Source organism: Acetobacter papayae, from assembly GCF_047721125.1.
Lineage (GTDB): Bacteria > Pseudomonadota > Alphaproteobacteria > Acetobacterales > Acetobacteraceae > Acetobacter > Acetobacter papayae.
On record NZ_JBDNWF010000002.1, the window covers coordinates 116940 to 139833 of the forward strand.

Sequence of the window (22894 nt, forward strand, 5' to 3'; positions counted from 1 at the left end):
GCGAGACGATGCTCCATCGTTTCCATCGTGGTGACGTTCTGTCGGAGCAACCAGCCGTGCGTGCCGTATCTTCTGTCCTTGGCCTGATCCTTATTGGCGCCAGTTCTTTTTCGCCTGTCTGTGCCGCGTCCGCACAGGAAAAAAAGGCAAAGCCTCCGGTCCATAAAAAAAATACGACCTTGTGGCGGGGAGAGCCAGAAGAAGTCACGACTTACGGCAAAACGCCCATGCTCAAGATGGTGCCGGCCATTGGGGGTAAACTGGGCCTGTCTATCCAGCATTCACCGGCTACAATCAATGTCATCTCTCATGATCTGATGATGCAGCGTGGCTATGCACAGGCGGAAGATGCTGCCGATAGCGCCCCCGGCGTGACCTCGGGCGGGTCGCCTGGGAGCCCGAGCCAGTTGATGATGCGCGGCTTCACCGGCAACCAGATTCTGGTTCTGCGTGATGGGATCTATTTTGGCCCAACCACGATGGTGAACCGCCCTCAGAACAGTTTTAATCTGGAAAGCGTACAGATTTTAAAAGGGCCGGCTTCCGTTCTTTATGGTCAGGGGGCCGTGGGTGGTACGGAAGATATGCGCACACGTGACCCGGCCCTTGATGCGGCCCACGCCAATGCGCTGGTTTCCTACGGCAGTTTCAACACATGGAATGCCGGGATAGGTGGCTCCATCCCCATTACGAAAACACTGGCTATCCGCACCGATTTCAGCCGCACATCGTCCGATGGTTATGTCAAAGGAGCAGACCCTCACTCGAACGACTTTACCACCACCATTTTGTGGAAGCCGAGCGAAAAATTCAGTGCCCGCCTGAGCATGGACTATCTGACTGATCGCTTGTCCACCTATTATGGCACGCCACTGGTTGATCTTTCCCAGACAGGGGGGGGCGTAGGCGGTCTGTTAAGCTCCACAAAGGGGCTGGGCATAACCAAGTCTTCCATGTGGCAGTATTATAACGTGCGCAATGCTCAGGCCAGTTCGGTCAATGCCACGCCAACACTCCACCTGCAATGGCAGGTTACGCCTTCCCTTCTCATTCACAACAGCAGTTACTTTATCTATTCCAAACGGCTTTGGAACAATGCCGAAAGCCTGAGCTATATCAATGGTGCTGGCAGTGTGGATGCAAACGGCAACGCCATTACACCTGGGCGGATCGCACGAGACAGGTTTTACGTGTTCCAGAGCCAGCATCAGGTTGGAGATAGCCTGTATGCCCGTTTTGATTCCACGATTTTGGGCATGAAAAACCGCTTTACGCTCGGAGGAGATGCCTATTACCTGCGCTTCATCCGCAATCGGGGTTTTCCCGATGCGGATTACGCGGACAGTGTTTCTCTCGCCAACCCCGAACAAACCGCTTTGGGAAATTTTGCAGGAGAATACCCCTATAGAAAATCCCCGACCACGATGGTGCAGGCCGGGTTGTTTCTTGAAGATGTACTGAGTATTCGCGACAACCTGCGTTTGGTCGGTGGATTCCGTTACGACTGGCTATCGCTTGACCGGCAGAACTATAACCAGAACGGTAGTTACAACGCCTCAACAAGTTTCAAGGGAAATTACAACCCCAACAATTTCCGCATTGGTCCGGTTTTTGACATTACAAAAAACATCAGCGTGTATGGCATCTATACGACAGGAGAAGACCCCCCGGGCTCCAATATTTTTCTGGTCAATAGTGGCCAATTCACACGGCTGAGCCATTCGCGTCAGGGCGAAATCGGCATTAAGGCCACTGCATGGGGCGGACGTGTAACAACCACACTGGCGCTGTACGATATCCGGCGCACCCGTATGCTGGTTGCTACGGGCCTTGATACCGTAGCTACTGCAGGTGTGCAGACATCGCGCGGGCTGGAGTGGCAGGGCGATCTTGCGCTCAACCGCCACTGGAGCTTTTCGGGTAATGTGGCCTACACCTATTCCCGCTATGGTTCATTTCATCCCAGTGCTTCGGTTGATGCCTCAGGTAACGAGGTGCCTAATGTGCCTGCGGTTACGGCCAATGCTTGGGCGGTCTGGTCGCGGGTGCAGGATCTTCCGCTCGACCTTGGTGCGGGCGTTCGCTATGTCTCTGCCCGCAAGGGGGATTACGCCAATACGCTTACACTCAAGCAATATGCGACCGTTAATGTCTTTGCGGCATGGCATGCCTACAAAGGGGTAACCGTGTACGGGCGCATAGATAATATTGGCAACAAATACTTTATCCAGTGGGCGGATACGAGCTACTCCAATCAGGTGTTGCTGGGCGCGCCACGTTCTTTCTCTATCAGTGTTCAGGCTGGTTTCTAACGACCATCATCCTGAACCGGATATGATGGTAGTCTTTGCCGCATGCTTGAGATGCAGCAAAGGCGCTGATTCCCTAGGGGAAAACAGGTTATGACCACGCTTTCCCCCCGGCCTATCTCCATGCGCAAAAAATGCCTGCGGACCCTATATCTGATCCACCGCTGGCTTGGTCTGCTCATGGGGGTGTTGATGCTCTCATGGTGCCTGTCCGGCATAGTGATGTTATGGCGGCCATGGCCAACCCCGATTGCGGGCACTGAACTGGTGGGGCATGCGCCTCTGCTGCTGCCCCCCTCCTTGCCCATGGTTCCATCACTCATGGAACCGGGTTCACGGTTCCAGTCCTTTCGGCTTGGGATGGTGGGAGCCGAACCGGTGCTCACACTGTTTCCAGTGACAGGCACACCATTCGCTGTCGATCTGCGAACGGGGCAGACAAGCAGTATTCCTTTTCAGGAAGCCAGTATTAGCGCACAGGCCTATGCCGCCCTGTTGGGTGTGCAAAACGCGCCTGTGTTTGATGGCATAACAACGGATGACCAATGGGTTCTGGATACCCCAGCCCACCAGCAGGGTTTTGAACGCTTCCGCTTTCCCGGCCCTGCGCGGCTTGTCGTGTATGTCTCGCCCGTAACAGGTGATGTTGTACAGGCAACCGACAAAGTATCACGTGCATGGGCGTGGGTGGGGGCTATTCCTCACTGGCTTTACCCGGCTGTTCTGCGGCGTCACCCACCGGTCTGGAAAACAGTGGTCATTGTTTTATCGGGTGCTGGCATTTTTTTAACAGTAACCGGCCTGTTTATCGGTTGTCTGTGCCTGAGACGCCGCTGGCCGTTTTCCGCTTATCGGCGCTGGCATCTGGGGCACCATTTTTTCGGCATGCTGTTTGGTATCCTCGCATTATCGTGGATCACGACAGGCTTTCTGACCATGACCCCCGCAGGCCTGTTTGCAAGCGATAAGGACAGGCTGGATCCCGTGCATGTTACGGGCAGCATTAGTGGTTCTGAACTCCAGCTTCTTCTGGAGCGCATTGCGGCTTATAGAACAACGGGCTGGATAGATATACGCGGTGTGTTTCTGGATGGGCGCATCTTTCTGGCTGTTACTGATGGCAAGGGGCACCGTGAACGTCTGGATGACAATCTAACCCCCACACCACTGGAAACCAGCACACTAGGCCAATCTGCCCGTCTACTTACCACACCTGATTCATATTATTTCAACCGTTCAACGCATCCGCGCCATTTTCCTGTCATTCGTCTTACTGCGGATAATGGCGTGCTCTTTTATGTGGATGCCCAGACAGGCGCAGTGCAGGCGGCTTTCGATACTCCCGCCAGATATTCACGCTGGTTCGTATACGGCCCACATGACATCAATTTTCTGCCTTGGCTCAGAACGGCCTCTGCCCGGTTATGGGTGGTATTTCCGCTCCTGAGCGGTGTGTTTGTTCTGTATCTAGCAGGGATGGTGATCGGAATTCGACGCTTTATTCTGCTCTGGCGCAAGACGCGTTCATCCTGAGCAGCCCGCTTTCTGCTTTAGTCCTGTTCCGCTGCTGGAGCCTTATCCTCCTCCAGTGCGTATCCTAAAGCCGGTAGCCGTGTTTCAGTCGCAGTGTGACGTTTACCGCCCCACAAAACAGACCGGTTATCAGTATTACGATTGTTCCAAAATCAAAAAATACCGAAATGCGCCTTTCTGCTCCAACTTCCCATCCCTTCCCTAAAGGCACAGATAGATAGCCTGAACGACTGATTTTAACGACTTCCGCAAGCCGCCATGCCGGGTCACCTGAACTCTTGTGAGAGAGGTTCCACACAATATTCCTTGATTGAGGAACATCAGGGTCTGGAAAATGTTAAGCCAGCAGGTAACATGTGCAACAGGGTCGCATTTGAAAGAACACGGGGCTTGGCCTCTCCACTATCCCACGCTACATTGAAAGAGATGAAAATGATAAGGAATTCGTGGAAAAACCGGTTCGCCGCTCTCAGTCTTGGGCTGCTCGCTTTACCGGCATCTGCTTGGGCGGCAGATAAGCTCACGGGCGACATCAAAGGCAGCGACGGTGCAACGCATGGCACGGTAGAAATTACCGAGGCGCCCAAAGGTGTTATCCTGCGCATTGCTGCAACCGGCCTTACGCCCGGCTGGCATGGCGTGCATTTTCATGAAAAGGGCGATTGCACGCCACCCAGCTTCAAAAGTGCTGGCGGGCATATCCACCCACATGGCGTAACCAAGCCAGTGCATGGTCTGCTGAACGCCGATGCCAACGATTCAGGCGACCTGCCGAACATCTATGTCGCAACAGATGGTAGCGTGACGGTAGAACTGTATTCGCCCCTCGTTTCCGTCAACGGTAATGGTGGGCGCCCTGCCCTGCTGGATGCAGATGGCTCGTCCCTCGTGATCCACGCCAAACCCGATGACTACCAGACCCAGCCTATTGGCGGCGCTGGAGATCGCGTTGCCTGCGCGGTTCTGGCCAAATAAAGGCCTGATGGCGGCTTCCATGCTTATAAAGCTGGCCTCATCCGCCTTCAGGCTGAGGCCAGCGAAAGATGTGGCAGCCGTAGAAATTGCCGAGCTTCAGGGGAGATAACGCGGGCTTCCCGCTCGAAGCGCTACAGGGCTGGTATCACTTCCTGCATCCGGCAAGAGGCATGCCCGAGAAATACCACAGATTTTGCTCTATATTAGGTGAGGTCATTGCCTCATTAACTTTCAGGGATATCCATGGAACATCAGGTTAATTCACTCTGGGCGCAGTTTAACGGCTGGGTACCAGCCATTATGAGCTATGCCAGTCAGCTTGTGCTGGCCATTATCGTGCTGCTGGCGGGCTGGGCCATCATTAACATGGTCAACCGTGGCCTTGGCCAGATGATGGCAGCAAGCCATATCGAACCTACACTCAGAGGCTTTCTGCTCAGCGTTGTCGGGCTTTTCCTCAAGGCGCTGCTGCTGATCAGTGTGGCCTCGATGGTCGGTATTGCCACCACTTCATTCGTTGCCGTATTGGGTGCCGCAGGTCTGGCTGTGGGCATGGCATTGCAGGGTAGCCTCGCTAACTTTGCCGGTGGCGTTCTGATTCTGCTCTTCCGCCCCTTCAAGGTGGGGGATTCCATTACTTCGGGCGGAAGTACCGGCACAGTGGAATCCATTGAAATGTTCCGCACCGTGCTGCGGGGCTCCACCAATGAAATTATTTATGTGCCCAACGGAAACCTTTCCAACAATATCGTCGTCAACACGTCACAGGAAGACAAGCGCCTTGCTTCTGTCAGCCTGCTGATTGATTATAATGACGATACTGACAAGGCCCGGACGCTGCTTCTAGCACTACTCCAGAGCGAACCGCTTGTGCTGAATAATCCGGCCCCCAGCGTTTCGTTTCTGCCGCAACCGGCCAATATTCAGGTTTCTCTCAGCTTCTGGTGCGCCCCCGGGAACGTCACGTCCCTGACTGGAAAATATGCCGAAGCCGCCATTAAGGCGCTTAAGCAGGAGGGTTTCCGTCTGGGCGTAAGCACTCGCGCAGCCGCATAACCATCAAACACAGCCAAGGGGCCTGTTTGTAAGGCACCTTGGCTGTATTTACCTTTGGCTTCTTACGACTATCCGGCACTCAGATCGTGAACAGACGCCTCTGGTGCCGTTTTTTTAACCGCTTCAATACCGTGTTCGCATGTCTGGTCGCTGGCATAGAGCTGGCTTGTGCCGATCACCTCGCCATTCGCAGCTTTCAGGTTGAAATACGGCTTACCGGATGCTGACACCTTGCGCTCGTAGCGTTTGTCATCAACAGCATTCTTCCTGACTGACTCTATGCCATGGACAGCGCTGGCGTGCTGCTTGTACCCCTCACTGACAAGAATGATCTCGCCATTGGCCGCTTTCAGATGGAAACGGTATTCTCCGGCCTTGTCCTTGTATATTTCGAAGTGAGCAGCCATTCCTATTTTCCTTCCATAGTGGTGAGAAAATTACAGAACATTCAACACAGGGTATTCGTTCCCTTTTATGCTCTATGCAAAAGCATAGCCCGCATTATCAAGGATAATTGTGAATACAAGAAGAACAATCTGCCACGGGTCATTGTACCGCTTTTAAATATATAGTGCAAAATATGATACGCTTACGGCTATTGGCATATCAGCAGCTGCTGCACTGCAAGAGTGCAGCAGAGAGCCCACATAGCGGATGCCCTATAAAGTATGGTTATGCAGGCATAACATAAAAAATGCCACTCTGCCCGAGGGCAAGAGTGGCAGAGTATCAGTCAGAAACGTCACGCACCCAAAAGCATTTAATCAGGCTTTAAAAGGGTGTTTTTTTCGCGTTTTGCACAGAAAGCAGACCTGCCAGATAAGAAAAACCTATCTGGCAAGAAACCAGCTTAGTAATGCACGGACTGGGCATCAATCGGAGCAACTTTCGGCGGAGCGAATTTGGTCAGATCAATACCTTCGACGGCGGCCATATATTCTTCAGTGCTAGGCATACGGCCAAGAATGGCCGACAACACCACGACCGGGGTAGAGGCCAGAAGGGACTCACCCTTTTTATCGCTTGAGTCTTCTACGACGCGCCCCTGGAAGAGGCGGGTGGAAGTAGCGAGAACGGTGTCTCCCTTCTCTGCCTTTTCCTGATTGCCCATGCACAGGTTGCAGCCCGGACGTTCCAGATAAAGGACGTTTTCGTATTCAGTCCGTGCATTGGCCTTCGGCAGCAGGTCGCTGAATTCAAAACCGGAATAGCGTTCGAGAATTTCCCAATCGCCCTCGGCTTTGAGTTCATCAATGATGTTGTAGGTTGGTGCTGCAACAACCAGTGGTGCCTTGAACTCTACCTTGCCGCGTGCTTTTTCCAGATTTTTAAGCATCTGCGCGACGATTTTCATATCGCCTTTATGCACCATGCACGAACCCACAAAACCAAGGTCAACTTTCTTGGTGCCGTCATAGTACGAAATCGGGCGGATGGTGTCGTGGGTGTAGCGTTTGGACACATCCGGATTATTCACATCGGGGTCTGCAATCATCGGCTCATTGATGACGTCAAGATCAACCACGACTTCGGCAAAGTATTTTGCATTGGCATCGGGAGCAAGGGCCGGCTTTTCGCCCGAACGGATCTCAGCAATGCGCTTATCCGCTTTGGTGATCAGCCCCTTGAGCGTGCCTGCGGCATTTTCCATGCCCTTGTCGATCATGATCTGAATGCGCGACTTGGCGATTTCCAGTGACTCTATCAGCGTCTCATCCTGCGAGATACAGATGGAGGCCTTGGCCTTCATCTCCGCTGTCCAGTCCGTGAACGTAAAGGCCTGATCGGCAAGCAGGGTGCCAATATGAACTTCAATAATGCGGCCCTGAAAGACGTTATCGCCACATTGTTTGAGCATCTGCGCCTGGGTCGCGTGCACAACGTCACGGAAGTCCATGTGCGGCTGCATCGTGCCCTTGAAGGTCACTTTCACAGACTGTGGAATTGGCATGGTTGCTTCACCCGTAGCCAGCGCCAGAGCAACCGTGCCTGAGTCAGCACCGAAAGCCACCCCTTTGGACATACGGGTATGACTGTCACCACCGATAATGATAGCCCAGTCATCGACAGTGATGTCATTCAGCACTTTATGAATGACGTCGGTCATCGCGTGATAGACCCCTTTGGGATCACGCGCCGTGATGAGGCCGAAATCGTTCATGAACTTCATGAGCTTGGGGATATTCGCCTGAGCTTTTTTGTCCCAGACGGAGGCTGTGTGACAGCCAGACTGATACGCGCCATCGACCAGAGGGGAAATGACGGTAGCCGCCATTGCCTCAAGTTCCTGCGCGGTCATCAGGCCGGTGGTATCTTGTGAGCCGACGATATTCACCTTCACCCGAACATCAGAACCTGCATGCAGGATCTTGCCCGGAGTAACGCCAACTGCATTACGGTTGAAGATTTTTTCAACCGCGGTCAGCCCCTGCCCTTCGATCGCAATTTCTTTATTGGAGGCAAAAACCGTAACCGGTTCGACACCCAGCGTTTGCGCGGCAAATGTCTGGAGTTTCTTGCCGAAAACAATAGCGTAAGAGCTACCGGCTTTCATGAACTCCAGTTTCTGGGGTGTGAATGCAGCGGCAATATCGACCAGTTCTTTCCCGGCTTCATCACGCAGCTGCTTGTTTTTCACATCAATTGTTAAAACAGTGCCAGTGGCAACAGAGTATTTCTGTTCCAAGATGGGATTGCCATCGTTATCCAGAACAGGCTTGCCGTCCTTATCGGTTTTTCTGACCCAGTTTTTCAGGTTGATCCCGATACCGCCGGTCACGTCAACAGTTGTGGCAAAAATGGGCGAAATGCCGTTGGTGCCAGCAACAATCGGGGCAAAGTTGACGAAAGGAACATAGGGGCTGGCCTGCTTGCCGGTCCAGAGCGCCACGTTGTTCACACCGGACATACGAGACGAGCCGACACCCATGGTGCCTTTCTCGGCAATCATCATCACCCGTTTGTCTGGGTGCTGTTTCTGCAAGGCAACAATTTCCTGCTGCGCTGCGGGAGAAATCATGCACTGGCCGTGCAGTTCGCGATCCGAACGTGAATGCGCCTGATTCCCGGGAGACAGAAGATCGGTGGAAATATCGCCCTCAGCCGCGATAAAGGTTACGACCTTGATTTCGTCTTCAACATCGGGAAGCTTGGTAAAAAATTCAGCCTTGGCATAGCTCTTGAGCACGTCCTCAGCGATGGGATTGCCCGCTTTGAAGGCATCGCGCAGCCGGAACATATCAGCATCGTACAGGAAAACCTGAGTTTTCAGCACTTCGCCTGCCTGACGGGCGATGGGGCTCTCTTCACCTAGAGCGATATCAAGCAAAACCCGGACCGATGGGCCACCCTTCATGTGCGACAGCAGCTCAAGCGCAAAAGCAGGGGTAATTTCCGGGACAACCGTTTCACCCAGCACGATCTTTTTCAGAAAGGCCGCTTTAACATCTGCTGCACTCGTGGTGCCGGGCAATGTGTTGTAAATAAAGAACTTGAGGGCATCTGCCCGTTGCTCGTTCCCTGCGTCCTCAATCAATGCAATAATGTCACTAACGAGTGCACCATCGTCGATTGGCTTGGGAGCGAGCCCCTGGTTTGCTCTGTCCTTGATTTCGCTCAGGTAATCTGAATAGGCGTTCATCGCAATCCCAACGTCTTTGAGGTGTATGGACCTGAAGCGCGGCCACGCAAACCGGCTATTGTTAACTTAAAGGCTCTTGCCGCCATCAGTTACGCCAACATCTGTTGACTGACAAGATACGGCATTTGAGCAAAACAGCCCTTTTAATCCAGCGTTGACCGCTAAAATACAGCAACGTGCACGCTCATTAATCATGCGATATGCAAGTTACTGATTTATACCCCACCGGGCTTTTCTGATCTGCACGCTGGCACGGCGTTTGTCATTTCAATTTTCCGGCACTGAACTTGGTTTGTATGCTTCAGATAAGAAGGGGAAAGCCGTCTTCCCGACAGCCCAGAAACATAGCAGGGTCAGGCCCCATAATCGCCGGTTTGGCTGAGTTTTTGGCCCCGAGACAGTATGAGCCCGCTATGATGGGCTAAGCCCGCTGGCACGCTCCCCTTTGACCTTATGTGTATGGCCGACAAGGCTTGTCATTACCCCGAAGCAGTTCAGGGGTATCGCAATGTGTTATTACAAGATAGAATCACCTCCCCCGACCCCGCTGGTTTTGATCTGTGCAGTACTTCGCTTTCCGACTGATGCTATGTTTCAAGCGCTTATGATTGCTCTCACTCCCTGTAGGGAGGCGATGATGATCTTATTCGAACGCAATTAAGCGCCCATCAATAGAACCATCAGGCCGGAACCAGCACTCTGCCTATGAGGCCCGGCATGACAGTTCTGAAACGCTCTGCGTTAAAACGGACGCCAAGCGGAACATCCATCCGCAGAACTGCCCGCCATGATGCAAACACCGCTCGAAGCGCGGAATCCCCAATTGTGGAACAACAGGAATGAACATCACATCAACTCATCGATCTTGGGCTGCCAGCGGGAGCCTGATTGCTTTTGCGTTAATCAGTCTGGCCGTTGGTCTTGCTCTTCTCTTTGGCGGCTTTAAGCTTATGCGGCTGGGCGGTTCGCTTTACTATTTTCTGGCTGGCGCTGGCTATGTGGTTCTGGCTGCGCTTTTTTTGCTCAGAAACAGGGCGGCATGGGCTCTTTCCCTCTCCCTCCTGATCTTTATCGCGACCGTGGGCTGGGCGCTTTATGATGCTCCGGCACTGGCTTTCTGGCCTCTGCTACCACGCCTGATGGTGCCTGCAATTCTGCTCATGCTTAGCCTACTAACAGTTGCGACACAGCCAGACATGCCCTCTACCGCAAGACGGGCTAGCGCTGGTGGCGGCGTTGCTCTTCTGGCCGGTGTCGTTGTGGCGGTTGTCGCAATGTTCTCGCCCCATGGCGGTATTGAGGGGCCTGGGCTGGGCAAGCCGCGTGTGGCCTCCATTGTTCCCCCACAGCCGGATGACTGGCAGTTTTACGGGCGCAACATAAACGGCACCCGTTACATTCCCTATACCCAGATCACGCCCCAGAATGTTGCGAACCTGAAGGTTGCATGGGTGTATCACACCGGCCGCCGCACCAAGGGGCCGGGAGCCGGGGTTGACGAAAACACCCCGATGCAGGTCGGCACGACATTATATACGTGCACACCGGAGAATGTTGTCGCGGCGATTGACGCTGATAGCGGTAAAGAAATCTGGCGCTTTGATCCGCACGCCCACACTCAGGAGCATGTCTCCTGCCGTGGGGTAGGTTATCATGACATCACGGCCGATGAGAGCCTGACGATTGAAGACCGGCAGGCTGCAGCGGATCAACCCTGTGCCCAGCGTATTCTGGTCTCCGCTGTTGATGCCCGCCTGTTCGCGCTCGATGCCCATACTGGTGCCCTCTGCCCGGGCTTTGGCAACAACGGCTTTGTTGATCTGATGCAAAACATGGGGCCGACAGAAAACAGCAAGCGCTACCACCCGACAGCGCTGCCTGTTGTCATGGGGCATCTGGCAGTCATTGGCGGCTGGGTACGCGATATCGTGCATGGTGAGCCCTCAGGGGTGGTTCGGGCCTATGATGTGCGCACCGGTGCTCTGGCCTGGGCATGGGATGTTGGCAATCCCGATAATGCTGTCCCGCCTGATGCCAATACCCCCTTTACGCTGGAAACACCGAATGTCTGGGCTATTCCGACCTATGACAAAGCTCTGAATCAGGTTTACCTGCCCACCGGCAATGGCCCGCCCGACTATTGGGGTGGTGATCGTGACGAGGTGAAAAACAGGTTCGGCGCGGCTGTTGTCGCGGTTGATGCCACCACCGGCAAAACCAAGTGGGTGCGTCAGCTCATCCATCACGACGTATGGGATTTCGATCTGCCGTCCCAGCCGGTGCTCTATGACGTTACCAATGAGAAAGGCGAGAAGGTTCCATCGCTGATCCAGACCACCAAGACCGGCCATATCTTTGTTATCGACCGTCGGAATGGTGAGTTCGTAACACCGGTGGAAGAACGCGCCGTTCCGACCACACCTGCTGCACAGGGCGAGCATCTTTCCCCAACACAGCCGTTCTCGGTCGGTATGCCCACTATCGGGGCTGATCCTCTGTCCGAACAGGCGATGTGGGGTGTCAGCACCTTTGACCAGCTCTATTGCCGTATCATGTTCAAGAACTCGGTTTACGAAGGCCCCTTCACACCCCCCGGCGAGAAGCCCTACATCGAGTGGCCCAGCCTGCTGGGTGGCATGAACTGGGGTGGCATATCAATTGACGAGGCAAACGACATCCTGTTCGTCAATGATATGCGTATGCCCCTGCGCATGATGCTGGTGAACCATGAAGACGCCAAGCATTACAAGATTTCAACCGACGAAGTGCCGGGCTTCATGGGCACGCTCCGCCCGCAGATTGCTGGCCCTTATTCCGGTGTGCGGATCGACATCCTGCAATCGCCCTTGCAGGTGCCTTGCAACACCCCGCCATTTGGCACCATGAGTGCTATCGACCTGCGCACCAAAAAACTCCTTTGGCAGGTGCCGATGGGAACAGCCGAGCAGCTTGGCCCAATGGGCATCAAAAGCCATCTGCCCATGCCGATGGGCATGCCCACTCTGGGTGGCCCGACAAGCACGGCTTCCGGGCTGCTGTTCTTTGCTGGCACACAGGATTACTACCTGCGCGCGCTGGACAGTATGAACGGCAAGGAACTGTGGAAAGCCCCCCTGCCCGCTGGTGCTGTTGCCGCACCGCTAGTCTACAAATCGCCTAAAACAGGCAAGGAATATGTCGTGATTTCAGTCGGCGGCGCCAGCCACTCGCCTGATGTCGCGGATGACGTCATTGCCTTTGATCTGCCCACCAAAGAGTAAATAAACGAGCGGGAACCACAGGGTACCCGCCTTCCTTATGGTAAAATCAGGCAGCCAGTAGCCATTTTGATAGCCAGCCATGTCCATCATACTCTACACGACAGAGGAAGGAACATGATGAGGCTAACTGATGCCTGAAAAGATATCGCCGTTTTCTATCTTTTCAGATAATTTTTACAAAAAGAAAACGGAGTGGATGACCCCATCATGAAGCGTAGTGCCGATCTTCCGGGCCATTCGCCGCCTGTCGTAGGCTTTGCGGATTGCTATGTCGGTGGCTTCGTAGATGGCTTTCACACACACGACCGGGGCCAACTCTCCCTATTTTTGGCCGGAACCGTGACGGTCAGCACGCGTGACAGCAGCTTTGTGCTCTCTCCGGGGCAATGTCTGTGGCTTCCGGCCAACACGCTCCATCAGGCAAGCTGCCGCACCGACCTGATGTTTCAGGTGGTGTATGTCGAACCAGACCTGACCAAGACCGATCTTCCCCCCAAAATGTTTGATGCCTCTTCGCTCCTTCGGGGCTTGGTGGATGAGATCGTTACCATGAAATACGACTTCATCATGGACGAGCGGATGTCAGCGATCGCTCGGCTTCTCATTGATGAAATCAGGCGGGCACCGCGCATTGCCGAGCGCGTGTTGCTGCCAAAAGACCACCGGTTGCGGCGGGTATGCGAGGCTATTACCGCCACCCCAGGTGACAGCCACGATATCGACTACTGGGCCCGCGAGGCCGGCATGGCCCGGCGCACTTTTACCCGCCTGTTTCAACTGGAAATGGGAATGGGATTTGCCACATGGCGGCGCAGGGTGCGGGTAATTGAAGCCGCGTCCCGTATCACGGCGGGCCAGTCCGTTGCACAGGTGGCTTTTGACCTCGGCTATGAGAATGCTGGCAGCTTCAGCACCATGTTCCACAAAACCTTTGGCGTTGCTCCCAGCGCGCTGCGCTCAGGCACGCTGCCTCTCCCCCGCGAGTAAGACTTACGTCACGCTTTAATAAGACGTGCACGTCCTGCCTTTCTCCTGAAAAATTAACTGACCGCGACGATTCAGCTCGTTTGGGCCCCTGCATCCGCCACAAATGTTGGCGATCAGGCAGAATATACTGGCGTTCGGGCCAGAGAGAGTTTCGTCGCTTGATAAGCGTTCCAAACGCGGCTAACTGCGCAATTAAGTCTTATTCGCAATATCAATGCCGATCACTTTCTCCTGCAAAACAGGAGAGACTGGTCGCGAAATGAGTTAGGTATGCAGCGCAGCAGCATTGTTTATACGGCCCTTATCACCCTCGCTTTGAATGATGCAGCTTTCGCAGCCGATCAGACAAAAAAAGCTGACAAGCCACAGGAGGCTGCGGCGGCTGCATCCAGTCATGCTACCTCCGCCCCTTCCAAGGCTTCAGTTGTTCAGGCGGAACAGATAGAGGTACGGGGGCATAACACCTCGACCATTGCCTCTTCCGCCACCAAGACCAACACCCCTCTCGTTGAAACGGCGCAGTCAGTCACGGTCATTACCCGCAACGAAATGGATGTGCGGGGTGTGCTCACACTCAATCAGGCGGTGCGTTACGCTGCGGGCATTACCGCAGATACACGCGGTGGAGAAGGCACCCGCTATGACCTGTTTGACCTGCGTGGTTTTACCGTGCCGACTTTCCTTGATGGGCTAAAGCTTCAGGATAGTCCAACCGGCTTTGCTGTTGCCCAGACCGATACCTCACGTCTTGCTCGTGTAGAACTCCTTAAAGGCCCCGCCTCTGCCCTTTACGGTCAGTCCAGCCCGGGCGGTTTAACAGCTCTGTCCAGCAAACTGCCAACTGACCAGCGCTCATATGGCAGCGTGAATACAACCGGTGGCATGTTCGATCTCTACCGTGTCGATGCCGATGTGGGTGGGTTTGCAACTGATGACGGGCTTGTTCGCTATCGGATTTACGGCACGGTGAATGGCCAGCACACCCAACTCAGCCAGACTGGTAGCCGCCGTTTCAGTATCAGCCCTTCTTTTACATTCGGTGGCGATGGGCCAACCACTCTAACCTTGCTTGGCAACTACCAGTATGACCCGGAAAATGGTTCCTACGGGGGTGTTCCCTTGGTTGGTTCTCTCAAGCCCGCCTCATATGGCTATCTGCCGCGTAATTTTTATGACGGCGATGCCTCTTTCGAAAAGTTCAATCGTAGACAGGGTGCGATTACCTATATTTTTAACCATCGCTTCAACAAAGACTGGAGCTTCAGCTCTCGCGGACGGTATGACGATATTAAGACCGTCTATCGTAGCGTGTATAATAACGGTTACTACGACAGTGATGACGGCAGCAGCGGCACAATGCTCTCCCGCTCCGCCTATGGCACGCGTGAACATACCTATAATCTGGCCTTCGACAGCCAGATCAAAGGCCAGCTTCGCACCGGCCCTGTACGCCATACACTGATGTTCGGCTTTGACTACATGCAGCAAAGAGCGAACGATGACGAAGCCTATGGAGATGCACCGGATCTGGATGTGCTGCACCCAGACTACTACATGGCCATTCCTGCCCTAACACCGGCTCTAAGCTATGTTACCCGTCCTCACCAGATTGGCGTGTATGGTCAGGATGAAATTCGCTGGAAGCGTTTTATCCTCAACGGCAGTATTCGTAACGACTGGTACCGGTCGCATCAGATTGAATCCATTGAGCAATCCGATACACGGCAGAGCGCAAGCCAGATAACATGGCGCGCATCGGGCCTGTATCATTTCGATTTTGGCCTCGCTCCCTATATCAGCTACTCAACGTCTTTTCAGCCCCAGTCTGGCAGTGTTTCAAACGATGGCGGCGTAACCTTGCAGCAGGCGCATCCTTCTATCGGCAAACAGCTTGAAGGGGGTGTTAAATATCAGATCCCAGGCACATCCGTTCTTCTTACAGCCGCTGCTTTTCATATCGAACAGAGCAATGTTCTCGTTTCTGTTGCCAATACCGGTTACAATGTTCAAAGCGGACTGGTTCATTCGGATGGCTTCGAGTTTGAAGCCCATGCTGAGCCGTTTCGTAATCTTATGCTGACAGCCGCCGTAAGCGTCCAGAATATCAAGGATGACTCAACAGGCATGCCCCTTATTCAGTCGGGCAAAGGTAATGCCTCTGTGTTCGCTTTTTACACAATGCCTTCAGGGAAACTGAAGGGCCTCGGTTTTGGCGGAGGCATGCGTTACTCGGCCAAGGCTTATGGTGGCGAGGCAACATATGGCAGCGTGTGGCTTCCGCAATATGCCCTGTTCGACGGGTCGATCAGTTACGACATGACCAACCTCTCGCCGTCTCTCCGTGGATGGAAAGCATCGGCAAGTGTTCGTAACCTCTTTGACAAGAATTACATTGCCAACTGCTTTGCTTATGGCTCGGATGGAGAATACTGCTACTACGGCGAACGCCGTAATGCTCAGGCCAGCATAGGTTATAGCTGGTAAATTTCTCTCTCCATTCCTGTGCGCTCCATCATTCAGCCATTTATTTTTCGGCTGCAAAAGGATGGAGCGCCCTCTCTTTCCAGAAAATACCCTCGCCGCTGATTGCACCAGAACAAGAATTACGCCAATCTTGTCGCATGATACGGATATTTATTGACTCAGATGCCTGCCCTGTAAAAGACGAAGTCTACCGGGTTGCCGGCCGGTATAGCCTGCATGTTTATGTTGTCTCCAATCGCATGATTGCCGTGCCCCCTTCCCCGCTGATTGAGCGTGTAGTCGTCGAAGCCGGGGCTGATGTAGCCGATGACTGGATAGCCGAACGCGTTCAGGATCGGGATATTGTCATTACCTCTGACATCCCTCTAGCAGCGCGCTGCATCGAAAAAGGGGCTTTCGTGCTAGAACCCAAAGGGCGAAGGCTGGATTCCGATGCAATCGGAATGGCATTGGCCACTCGTAATCTTATGACAGACCTGCGTGCTGCAGGCGTCATAACCTCGGGCAGTTCCGCCTTTGGAAAAGCCGATCGTTCCCGCTTTCTGTCGGAACTCGACACGCTTGTGGTAAAGACCCGCAAGCTGCCGCCGCATAAACCTACACAGATTATCCGGTGATACCTTTAGAAAGAGGGCATATCACCATCTGGCCGATAAACATATGCACCAGCGCGACACCTGATTGACTGTCAGGCATGAATGCTTGCATGTCTTCTGATACGCATGATGCTGGTTCAGAAGACATGTATCGCCAACCTTTTTTCATTCATAAAGCAAAAAAATAGTAGAAATAAAAACATAAATTCCGATTCTAAATGTGTTTGAAAAATAATCAGGCTTACTTTTGCATTGGAAGCAGAAAGCGGCATGTACGCCATTTACCCCATACCAGATTAATGAAAAATTCATAACGATCCGACTTCGAAACCAACGGGACGGCAATCTGTCCGGGTGTTCCTGCCGGTTGCCGTATGGGAAAGGAGTCGGACATGAGTGTATACGAAAAGAAAAAACGCAGGATCTATTCCTGTCTGGATCAGGCAATGGCCTGTATGGTTACAGGCGCCGTAGTTTGCGGTGTAACCATTGCCGCGGCACCCAAGGCACACGCCAATGCAGTTATTTCTCTTGGTAATGACCGCTCATTCAGTATCGGCTTTGGTGCACGTGCGAGCTATCAAAGCCATAATATCAGCAATGCTCGGGATTCAAACTCGGTATCGCTCGATAACTTCCGTCTGTATATGGGCGCACAACTGAACAAACATATCAAGGCGACGGTCAATGTTGAACGTCTTGCTGGAAATAACTGGAACCTTCTCGATGGTATTTTTCAATTTGAACCCAGCTCCGCAATCAATATCTGGGTCGGCCGGATGCTGACACCAAGCGACCGTTCCAATCTTGACGGGCCGTATTACCTGAACAGCTACCTTTATCCCGGCGTAGTAGCGCAATACCCTGGGGTATGGTCAGGCCGTGATGACGGGATCAACATCTGGGGCCGCCTTGCACATAATCATTTCCGGTATGTTGCCGGTATTTTCCGCGGCCACAATCGTTACGATAGCGCATCAAATGGTGGAAATCACCCGCTCTTTGCCGCCAGAGCCGAGTATAACTTTCTCGACCCTGAGGATTCACCCGCGTACTACACCGCCAGCACCTATTACGGCCAGCACGATATTCTGGCCATTGCTCTGGTTGGGCAGTATCAGGTGGATGGTGTAGGCACCGCTCAGAACCGTGGTGATTACAAAGCATGGAACGTGGACGGACTTTTTGAAAAACGTATTGGAAAAAATGGAAAATCCGGCACCTATACACTTGAAGGCGCATATTATCAGTATCATACCGACGGCGTGCAGGACGTTGCCTCAGGCTGGCACGGGGCGGCCAATGATGCCAATGTAGGAGGCATTCAGGCTGGCACTGCCTTCATGCTGGATACTGCGTATCTGATCCCCTACACGCTGGGGTGGGGGCGGTTTCAGCCGGTCATACGCTATCAGCAGTTCAAGCCATATCACTATGCCGCCACCAATAATGGTAAAACCACACAGTTTGAAGCCGGTTCAAACTATGTGATAGATGGGCATAACTCCGTAATCACACTTGATTATGTTCATTACAATTCACCATCCACCAAAGCCTCAGACGGCTTTCTGGCAGGGGTTCAGTTCCAGTACTAAACCACATGCTATGGAGCAGGTTTACATGCCCGCTCCATAGAAACGGTATAATATTAGGAATCCTGCAAAGCGTTCATGACGACAGCCGTAGCAGAAGCACGATTTTCAACCCCGATTTTAGTGTAAACCTGCTCCAAATGTTTGTTGATGGTACGTGGGCTTATGGAAAGAATCTCGGCTATATCGCGGTTTGTCTTACCTCTCCCCAGCCAGAGCAACACCTCGGCTTCACGCATGGTCAGGCTCAGGCGTTCACGCAGAATGAACTCTTCGCGTTTATGCTGGATTGCCGTCAGCCTTAGCAGATATTCCCCGGGTCGGGTCTGGCCCATATAGGTAAGCTCTAGACTTGTGGTTTCCGCATGAGGAAAATCAAAGCTGCGGCGCGCCCCCGCTGGGGTATTGCGCCGAGCACAGGTTAACACCCAGCTTTCTGCCTCAGGGGGAAGAATGCTTTCTCCCTCTTTCATATCGTGATTAAGCAGGCTTGCAGCCTTGGGCGTTGCCCAAAGCAGGCGCCCGCGCATATCCAGCGCCAACAGGTGCCTTCCGGCATGATCGAGCGCCTCACGCGCACTTTGTGTTTTATGCGCGTTTCCAATATGGACACGAATACGAGCTAAAACCTCCGATGGAATAACGGGTTTTTGCACATAATCAACGCCGCCGGTTGTCAGTGCTTTGACAATATATTCTGGCTGACTAAGCCCGGTCATGAAAATGATCGGAATATCACTCAGGCCCGGCGTACGCTTGAGGATAGTACAGGTTTCAAACCCATCCATGCCCGGCATAATGGCATCAAGCAAAATCAGATCCGGCCGGATTGTGTTCATGATGGTAAAAGCGGTTTCAGCCGATAGGGCAACCAGTACCGAATAGCCGCTAGCACTCAGTGCCTCGTTTATCATTCCTAGCGAGTCAGGAGAATCATCAATAACAAGAATGATCTGGTTCGTATTCATTGCGCTATGTTCCGCAAGCTGAGCAGAAAAGTGTCGATCCGTGAAGCCGCAATCATGGCTCGAAGGGGTTCAATACTGTCTCGCGTATCAGGCTGTTCGGCCTCTATCCGTGCAAGTGTCTGGCGGATACCTTCGATATAACCCAGCTCACCCAGGCGCTGGAGCTCGGAAATCTGTTCCGCATTCAGAGGAATTACGGCATGAGTGCTGAACCCTGATGGTGTTTGCTCCAGGCCGCCCTGCGAAGAAGAAAGCTCAGGCGTGGTCCGCTCCGCAACCTGCAGATCGTGCATAGTCCATTCTATGGTCATTGTCCGGCCAATCAGTTCCAGCAATGTGGGCACATGAACCGGTTTGCTGAGCATGGCGTTATAGCTGTCATCTGTCGTGGGACGACTGATCAGGTCGTGTGTACTGGCAGACACAATCAGAATAGTGGCTTTGTCAGCTCCACCTGCACGTAACTGTCTGGCCAGTGTAAACCCGTCCATACCGGGCATAGAGACATCGAGCAAAAACAGATTTACCGTAAGCAGGTTGGAGAAATTCAGGCAATCCTGTGCATCTGTGGCGGTATAAATCAGAAAACCAAGCGGCTCGAGCATGTCACGAAGCATGTCGCGATGTACTGGGTCATCATCCACCACCATAGCGGTCAGACGGCCACCACGATAACCGCTGATATGCTCAACGACCGGAGCAGGCTGGCAGGTCTGTGGCGCTTGTGAAAGCATCAACCGAACCTTGAAGCAGCTCCCCAGCCCCGGTGTGCTGGAAACTGAAAGCTCCCCCCCCATAATCTGAACCAGAAGCTGGGTTATAGTCAGGCCCAGTCCTATTCCCGGTATGGCGGCAGCAGCCCCCTGCCCCCGCTGGAACGGCTCAAAAATACGCGAGAGGTCATCTGGTGGAATGCCTATGCCTGTATCCTCTATCATGAATTCAGCAATTTCGGCCTGCCATAGCACTGTCAGCCTAACAGAGCCATGCTGGGTAAACTTGACCGCATTGGACAGGAGATTGATCAGAATCTGCCGCAGGCGTCGCGCATCCGTGTAGACCAGATGCGGCAGATCAGATGGAATAGTACATTCAAAGCCAATCCCTTTGGCCTCGGTCTGGAGGCGGAACATGCTGACTAGCTGATCCAGAAAGTCGGGGAGTTGCAATTCCTCTCGGTACAGCTCGATCCGCCCAGCTTCGATTTTAGAAATATCCAGCAGGCCTTCTATCAGGCCGGTCAGATGTTCCGCACCGCGCTGTATGGCGCGCAGGCCACCCAGCCTGCGTTCGGGAGAAATCAGATTGTGCTCCAGCAGATGGGCATACCCCATGATTGCGTTAAGCGGTGTGCGCACCTCGTGGCTGACACCGACAATAAACCGGCTTTTGGCCAGATTTGCCGCTTCAGCCCGCTCCTTTGCACGCTGGAGTTGAATGTCAGTGCGGCGATGCGCTCTGATTTCATTCATCAGCAATCGGGTCTGCCGGCGGCTTTCATCCTCGGAAACGCGCCGGCTTTGCAGGGCCAGCACCACAAACCATGTCATGATTCCCGCAGCACATAGCAGCAGCAGAAAAGCCAGCCAGAATACATTGGCTACATCCTGCGCACGTTCATCAGCGACACGAACGACCTCATCATAGATGATCAGCAAAACCAGCCCTATGCCCCCACCCATGAGTGTAAACAGGCTGAAATAACGCAGTACAGAGCGGTATGGTCCTTCATCCACTCCCGCGGGCACGAGCCAGCTCAAAATCCGGCGGCTGATAAACGAAAGCTGGTAGCCCGCACGGGCCTCCTGTGGTTTGCAGCTATCGTGACACCGGGCATCAAGCGTGCAGCACAATGAACAGATCGGGCCAGCGTAAGCAGGGCACAGGGCCATGTCTTCCCGCTCGAATTTATGTTCGCAAATCACGCATTTAAGGCTGTAGGTACCATTGGTCTTCAGGCTGATAGGCCTGCGCGCCAGATAATATCGTCCCCCTGTGGCCCAGGCGATCAGTGGCGCGCTGACATAAGCCATCAGTAGCGCGAGAAATGGTGCAAATGCCTGCGCCAGTGGCCCAAGAATGCCCCCATAGGCCAAGGCGGATGTGATGAGCCCCAGTGTCATGCTGCCTACACCAACGGGGTTGATGTCATACAGATAGGCACGACGGAATTCGGTATTCGCCGGGCTGAAACCCAAAGGCTTGTTAACGGTCAGATCCGCTACCAGAGCGCCAATCCATGAGGCGGCAATGCAGGAATAGGCAATCAGCGTAAAGGTGATGGTCTGGTGAATACCCTCTTCCATCAACACCAGAGCGATAGTGACATTGAACAGCACCCATACAACCCGCCCCGGATGGCTATGTGTAAGGCGCGAAAAAAAATTCGACCATGCGATCGACCCCGCATAGGCGTTGGTGATGTTGATCTTGATCTGCGAGACCATGACAAAGCACGCAGATAGTACCAGAGCCAGCGTCGGGTATGTGGTCACATTGGAAAAAGCCAGCAGATACATAACGGTAGGCTGCACTGCATCTGCCGGTGTGCCGCCCACATGCAGCACCAGCCATGCCAGAAACGAGCCCGCCAGAATTTTACCTCCGCCAAATACAATCCATCCCGCTCCGCCAAACAAGAGCGCCAGCCACCAGCGCGCCCGACTGGTCATGCCCGATGTAGCGGGCGGCGGCAGAAAGCGCAGATAATCTACCTGTTCGCCAATCTGAGCCACGACAGAGAACATAACGGAAGCCGCCGCTCCAACGGCCATGAGACTAAGCCCCGGAGTGCCATCAAGCCCCCCAAAGCGGGTCCATTCCATTACCAATGCGTGGCCATTGCCTGAGCGCGCCAGAAAAACAAAAGGTAGAATCTGCAGGCCCAGCCAAAGAGGCAGAGTCCAGAGGTGAAACTGGCTGATAAAGCGTATGCCATTAGCCACGATCGGCACTACCAGCACGGTGGCGATGATATAGCCAAACCAGAGCGGAATGCCGAAGCACGCCAGCAAAATCTTGGCTAGAATGGCACCTTCAATGGCAAAAAAGATGAATGTAAACGAGGCATAGACCAGCGATGTAATGGTGGAGCCGACATAGCCAAACCCGGACCCACGTGTCAGCAGGTCAATATCCACTCCTCCCCGTGTCGCGTAAAACGATATCGGCAGGGCAGTCAGAAAAATCAGCACACAGGTCAGCCCCAGCGCCACTGCGGCATTTGCAAAGCCGTAATGGACCGTTGTGACGCCGCCGATCAGCTCGAGTGCAAGGAAGGAAACACCGCCAAAGGCCGTGTTTGCAACCGTAAGGGAGGACCAGCGCCTGGCCTTGCGCGCGGTAAAGCGCAGGGCATAGTCTTCCAGCATCTCGTTGCCGACCCAGCGGTTATAATCCCGGCGGATCGGAAGGATACGTTGGCGCATGCTCTATATGCCGCTTTCGTGATGGAATGGAAGTGTGTCATTTTTGTTTCGTTTCCGCAATAGCAT

General features: G+C 53.5%; 13 protein-coding genes. 9 read left to right on the forward strand and 4 right to left on the reverse strand.

What is annotated here, in order from left to right:
• The first annotated feature begins 8 nt into the window (after positions 1-8).
• The 4 genes from ABF757_RS01365 to ABF757_RS01380 all read left to right on the forward strand — a co-directional run bounded on the left by ABF757_RS01365 (position 9) and on the right by ABF757_RS01380 (position 5873).
• On the forward strand, positions 9-2312 hold the full coding sequence (locus tag ABF757_RS01365; protein WP_415480612.1) for a TonB-dependent receptor: 2304 nt from the start codon (positions 9-11) through the stop codon (positions 2310-2312).
• A gap of 90 nt (positions 2313-2402) precedes the next feature.
• Positions 2403-3842: a PepSY domain-containing protein gene (locus tag ABF757_RS01370; RefSeq protein WP_415480613.1), complete on the forward strand. Its 1440-nt coding sequence runs from the start codon at positions 2403-2405 to the stop codon at positions 3840-3842.
• A gap of 432 nt (positions 3843-4274) precedes the next feature.
• Positions 4275-4817 (forward strand): superoxide dismutase[Cu-Zn], encoded by a 543-nt coding sequence (gene sodC, locus ABF757_RS01375; protein ID WP_415480614.1) that lies wholly within the window; start codon positions 4275-4277, stop codon positions 4815-4817.
• 243 nt (positions 4818-5060) lie between these two features.
• The gene (locus ABF757_RS01380; protein WP_415480615.1) at positions 5061-5873 is read left to right on the forward strand and encodes a mechanosensitive ion channel family protein; all 813 of its coding nucleotides are present in this window, start codon (positions 5061-5063) and stop codon (positions 5871-5873) included.
• 68 nt (positions 5874-5941) lie between these two features.
• On the opposite strand, the gene ABF757_RS01385 is transcribed toward ABF757_RS01380, so the two are convergent.
• Positions 5942-6280 carry a YegP family protein gene (locus ABF757_RS01385; RefSeq protein WP_025859747.1) on the reverse strand — a complete coding sequence of 113 codons (339 nt, stop codon included), beginning with the start codon at positions 6278-6280 and terminating at the stop codon, positions 5942-5944.
• A gap of 443 nt (positions 6281-6723) precedes the next feature.
• The gene (locus ABF757_RS01390; protein ID WP_415480616.1) at positions 6724-9513 is read right to left on the reverse strand and encodes a bifunctional aconitate hydratase 2/2-methylisocitrate dehydratase; all 2790 of its coding nucleotides are present in this window, start codon (positions 9511-9513) and stop codon (positions 6724-6726) included.
• An 839-nt stretch (positions 9514-10352) separates the two neighbouring features.
• On the opposite strand from ABF757_RS01390, the gene ABF757_RS01395 reads away from it, so the two are divergent.
• The 5 genes from ABF757_RS01395 (at position 10353) to ABF757_RS01415 (ending at position 18435) form a co-directional block, all read left to right on the forward strand.
• Positions 10353-12773 carry a membrane-bound PQQ-dependent dehydrogenase, glucose/quinate/shikimate family gene (locus ABF757_RS01395; protein ID WP_415480617.1) on the forward strand — a complete coding sequence of 807 codons (2421 nt, stop codon included), beginning with the start codon at positions 10353-10355 and terminating at the stop codon, positions 12771-12773.
• A 192-nt stretch (positions 12774-12965) separates the two neighbouring features.
• Complete coding sequence (locus ABF757_RS01400) at positions 12966-13760, forward strand: AraC family transcriptional regulator (RefSeq protein WP_415480618.1); 795 nt, start codon at positions 12966-12968, stop codon at positions 13758-13760.
• Between the two features lie 270 nt (positions 13761-14030).
• Positions 14031-16244: a TonB-dependent siderophore receptor gene (locus tag ABF757_RS01405; protein ID WP_415480619.1), complete on the forward strand. Its 2214-nt coding sequence runs from the start codon at positions 14031-14033 to the stop codon at positions 16242-16244.
• Positions 16245-16381: 137 nt separating this feature from the next.
• A complete protein-coding gene (locus ABF757_RS01410) occupies positions 16382-16861 on the forward strand; it encodes a YaiI/YqxD family protein (protein WP_415480620.1) in 480 nt (159 codons plus the stop codon).
• 371 nt (positions 16862-17232) lie between these two features.
• Positions 17233-18435 carry a porin gene (locus ABF757_RS01415; RefSeq protein ID WP_415480621.1) on the forward strand — a complete coding sequence of 401 codons (1203 nt, stop codon included), beginning with the start codon at positions 17233-17235 and terminating at the stop codon, positions 18433-18435.
• A 53-nt stretch (positions 18436-18488) separates the two neighbouring features.
• Here the strand turns inward: ABF757_RS01415 and ABF757_RS01420 are convergent, their stop codons facing one another.
• Together ABF757_RS01420 and ABF757_RS01425 are read right to left on the reverse strand one after the other, a co-directional pair.
• The gene (locus ABF757_RS01420; RefSeq protein ID WP_415480622.1) at positions 18489-19400 is read right to left on the reverse strand and encodes a response regulator; all 912 of its coding nucleotides are present in this window, start codon (positions 19398-19400) and stop codon (positions 18489-18491) included.
• Positions 19397-22828, reverse strand: coding sequence for a hybrid sensor histidine kinase/response regulator (locus ABF757_RS01425; RefSeq protein WP_415480624.1), 3432 nt, complete (start codon positions 22826-22828; stop codon positions 19397-19399). Before ABF757_RS01425 ends, ABF757_RS01420 begins: the two co-directional genes overlap by 4 nt.
• Positions 22829-22894 lie beyond the last annotated feature (66 nt).

What these genes read in the sequence shown, in the direction of transcription:
- ABF757_RS01365 (WP_415480612.1), top strand. Translation starts at nt 9, where the DNA reads ATGCTCCATCGTTTCCATCGTGGTGACGTTCTGTCGGAGCAACCAGCC.
- ABF757_RS01370 (WP_415480613.1), top strand. Translation starts at nt 2,403, where the DNA reads ATGACCACGCTTTCCCCCCGGCCTATCTCCATGCGCAAAAAATGCCTG.
- sodC (WP_415480614.1), top strand. Translation starts at nt 4,275, where the DNA reads ATGATAAGGAATTCGTGGAAAAACCGGTTCGCCGCTCTCAGTCTTGGG.
- ABF757_RS01380 (WP_415480615.1), top strand. Translation starts at nt 5,061, where the DNA reads ATGGAACATCAGGTTAATTCACTCTGGGCGCAGTTTAACGGCTGGGTA.
- ABF757_RS01385 (WP_025859747.1), bottom strand. Translation starts at nt 6,280, where the DNA reads ATGGCTGCTCACTTCGAAATATACAAGGACAAGGCCGGAGAATACCGT.
- ABF757_RS01390 (WP_415480616.1), bottom strand. Translation starts at nt 9,513, where the DNA reads ATGAACGCCTATTCAGATTACCTGAGCGAAATCAAGGACAGAGCAAAC.
- ABF757_RS01395 (WP_415480617.1), top strand. Translation starts at nt 10,353, where the DNA reads ATGAACATCACATCAACTCATCGATCTTGGGCTGCCAGCGGGAGCCTG.
- ABF757_RS01405 (WP_415480619.1), top strand. Translation starts at nt 14,031, where the DNA reads ATGCAGCGCAGCAGCATTGTTTATACGGCCCTTATCACCCTCGCTTTG.
- ABF757_RS01410 (WP_415480620.1), top strand. Translation starts at nt 16,382, where the DNA reads ATGATACGGATATTTATTGACTCAGATGCCTGCCCTGTAAAAGACGAA.
- ABF757_RS01415 (WP_415480621.1), top strand. Translation starts at nt 17,233, where the DNA reads ATGAGTGTATACGAAAAGAAAAAACGCAGGATCTATTCCTGTCTGGAT.
- ABF757_RS01420 (WP_415480622.1), bottom strand. Translation starts at nt 19,400, where the DNA reads ATGAATACGAACCAGATCATTCTTGTTATTGATGATTCTCCTGACTCG.
- ABF757_RS01425 (WP_415480624.1), bottom strand. Translation starts at nt 22,828, where the DNA reads ATGCGCCAACGTATCCTTCCGATCCGCCGGGATTATAACCGCTGGGTC.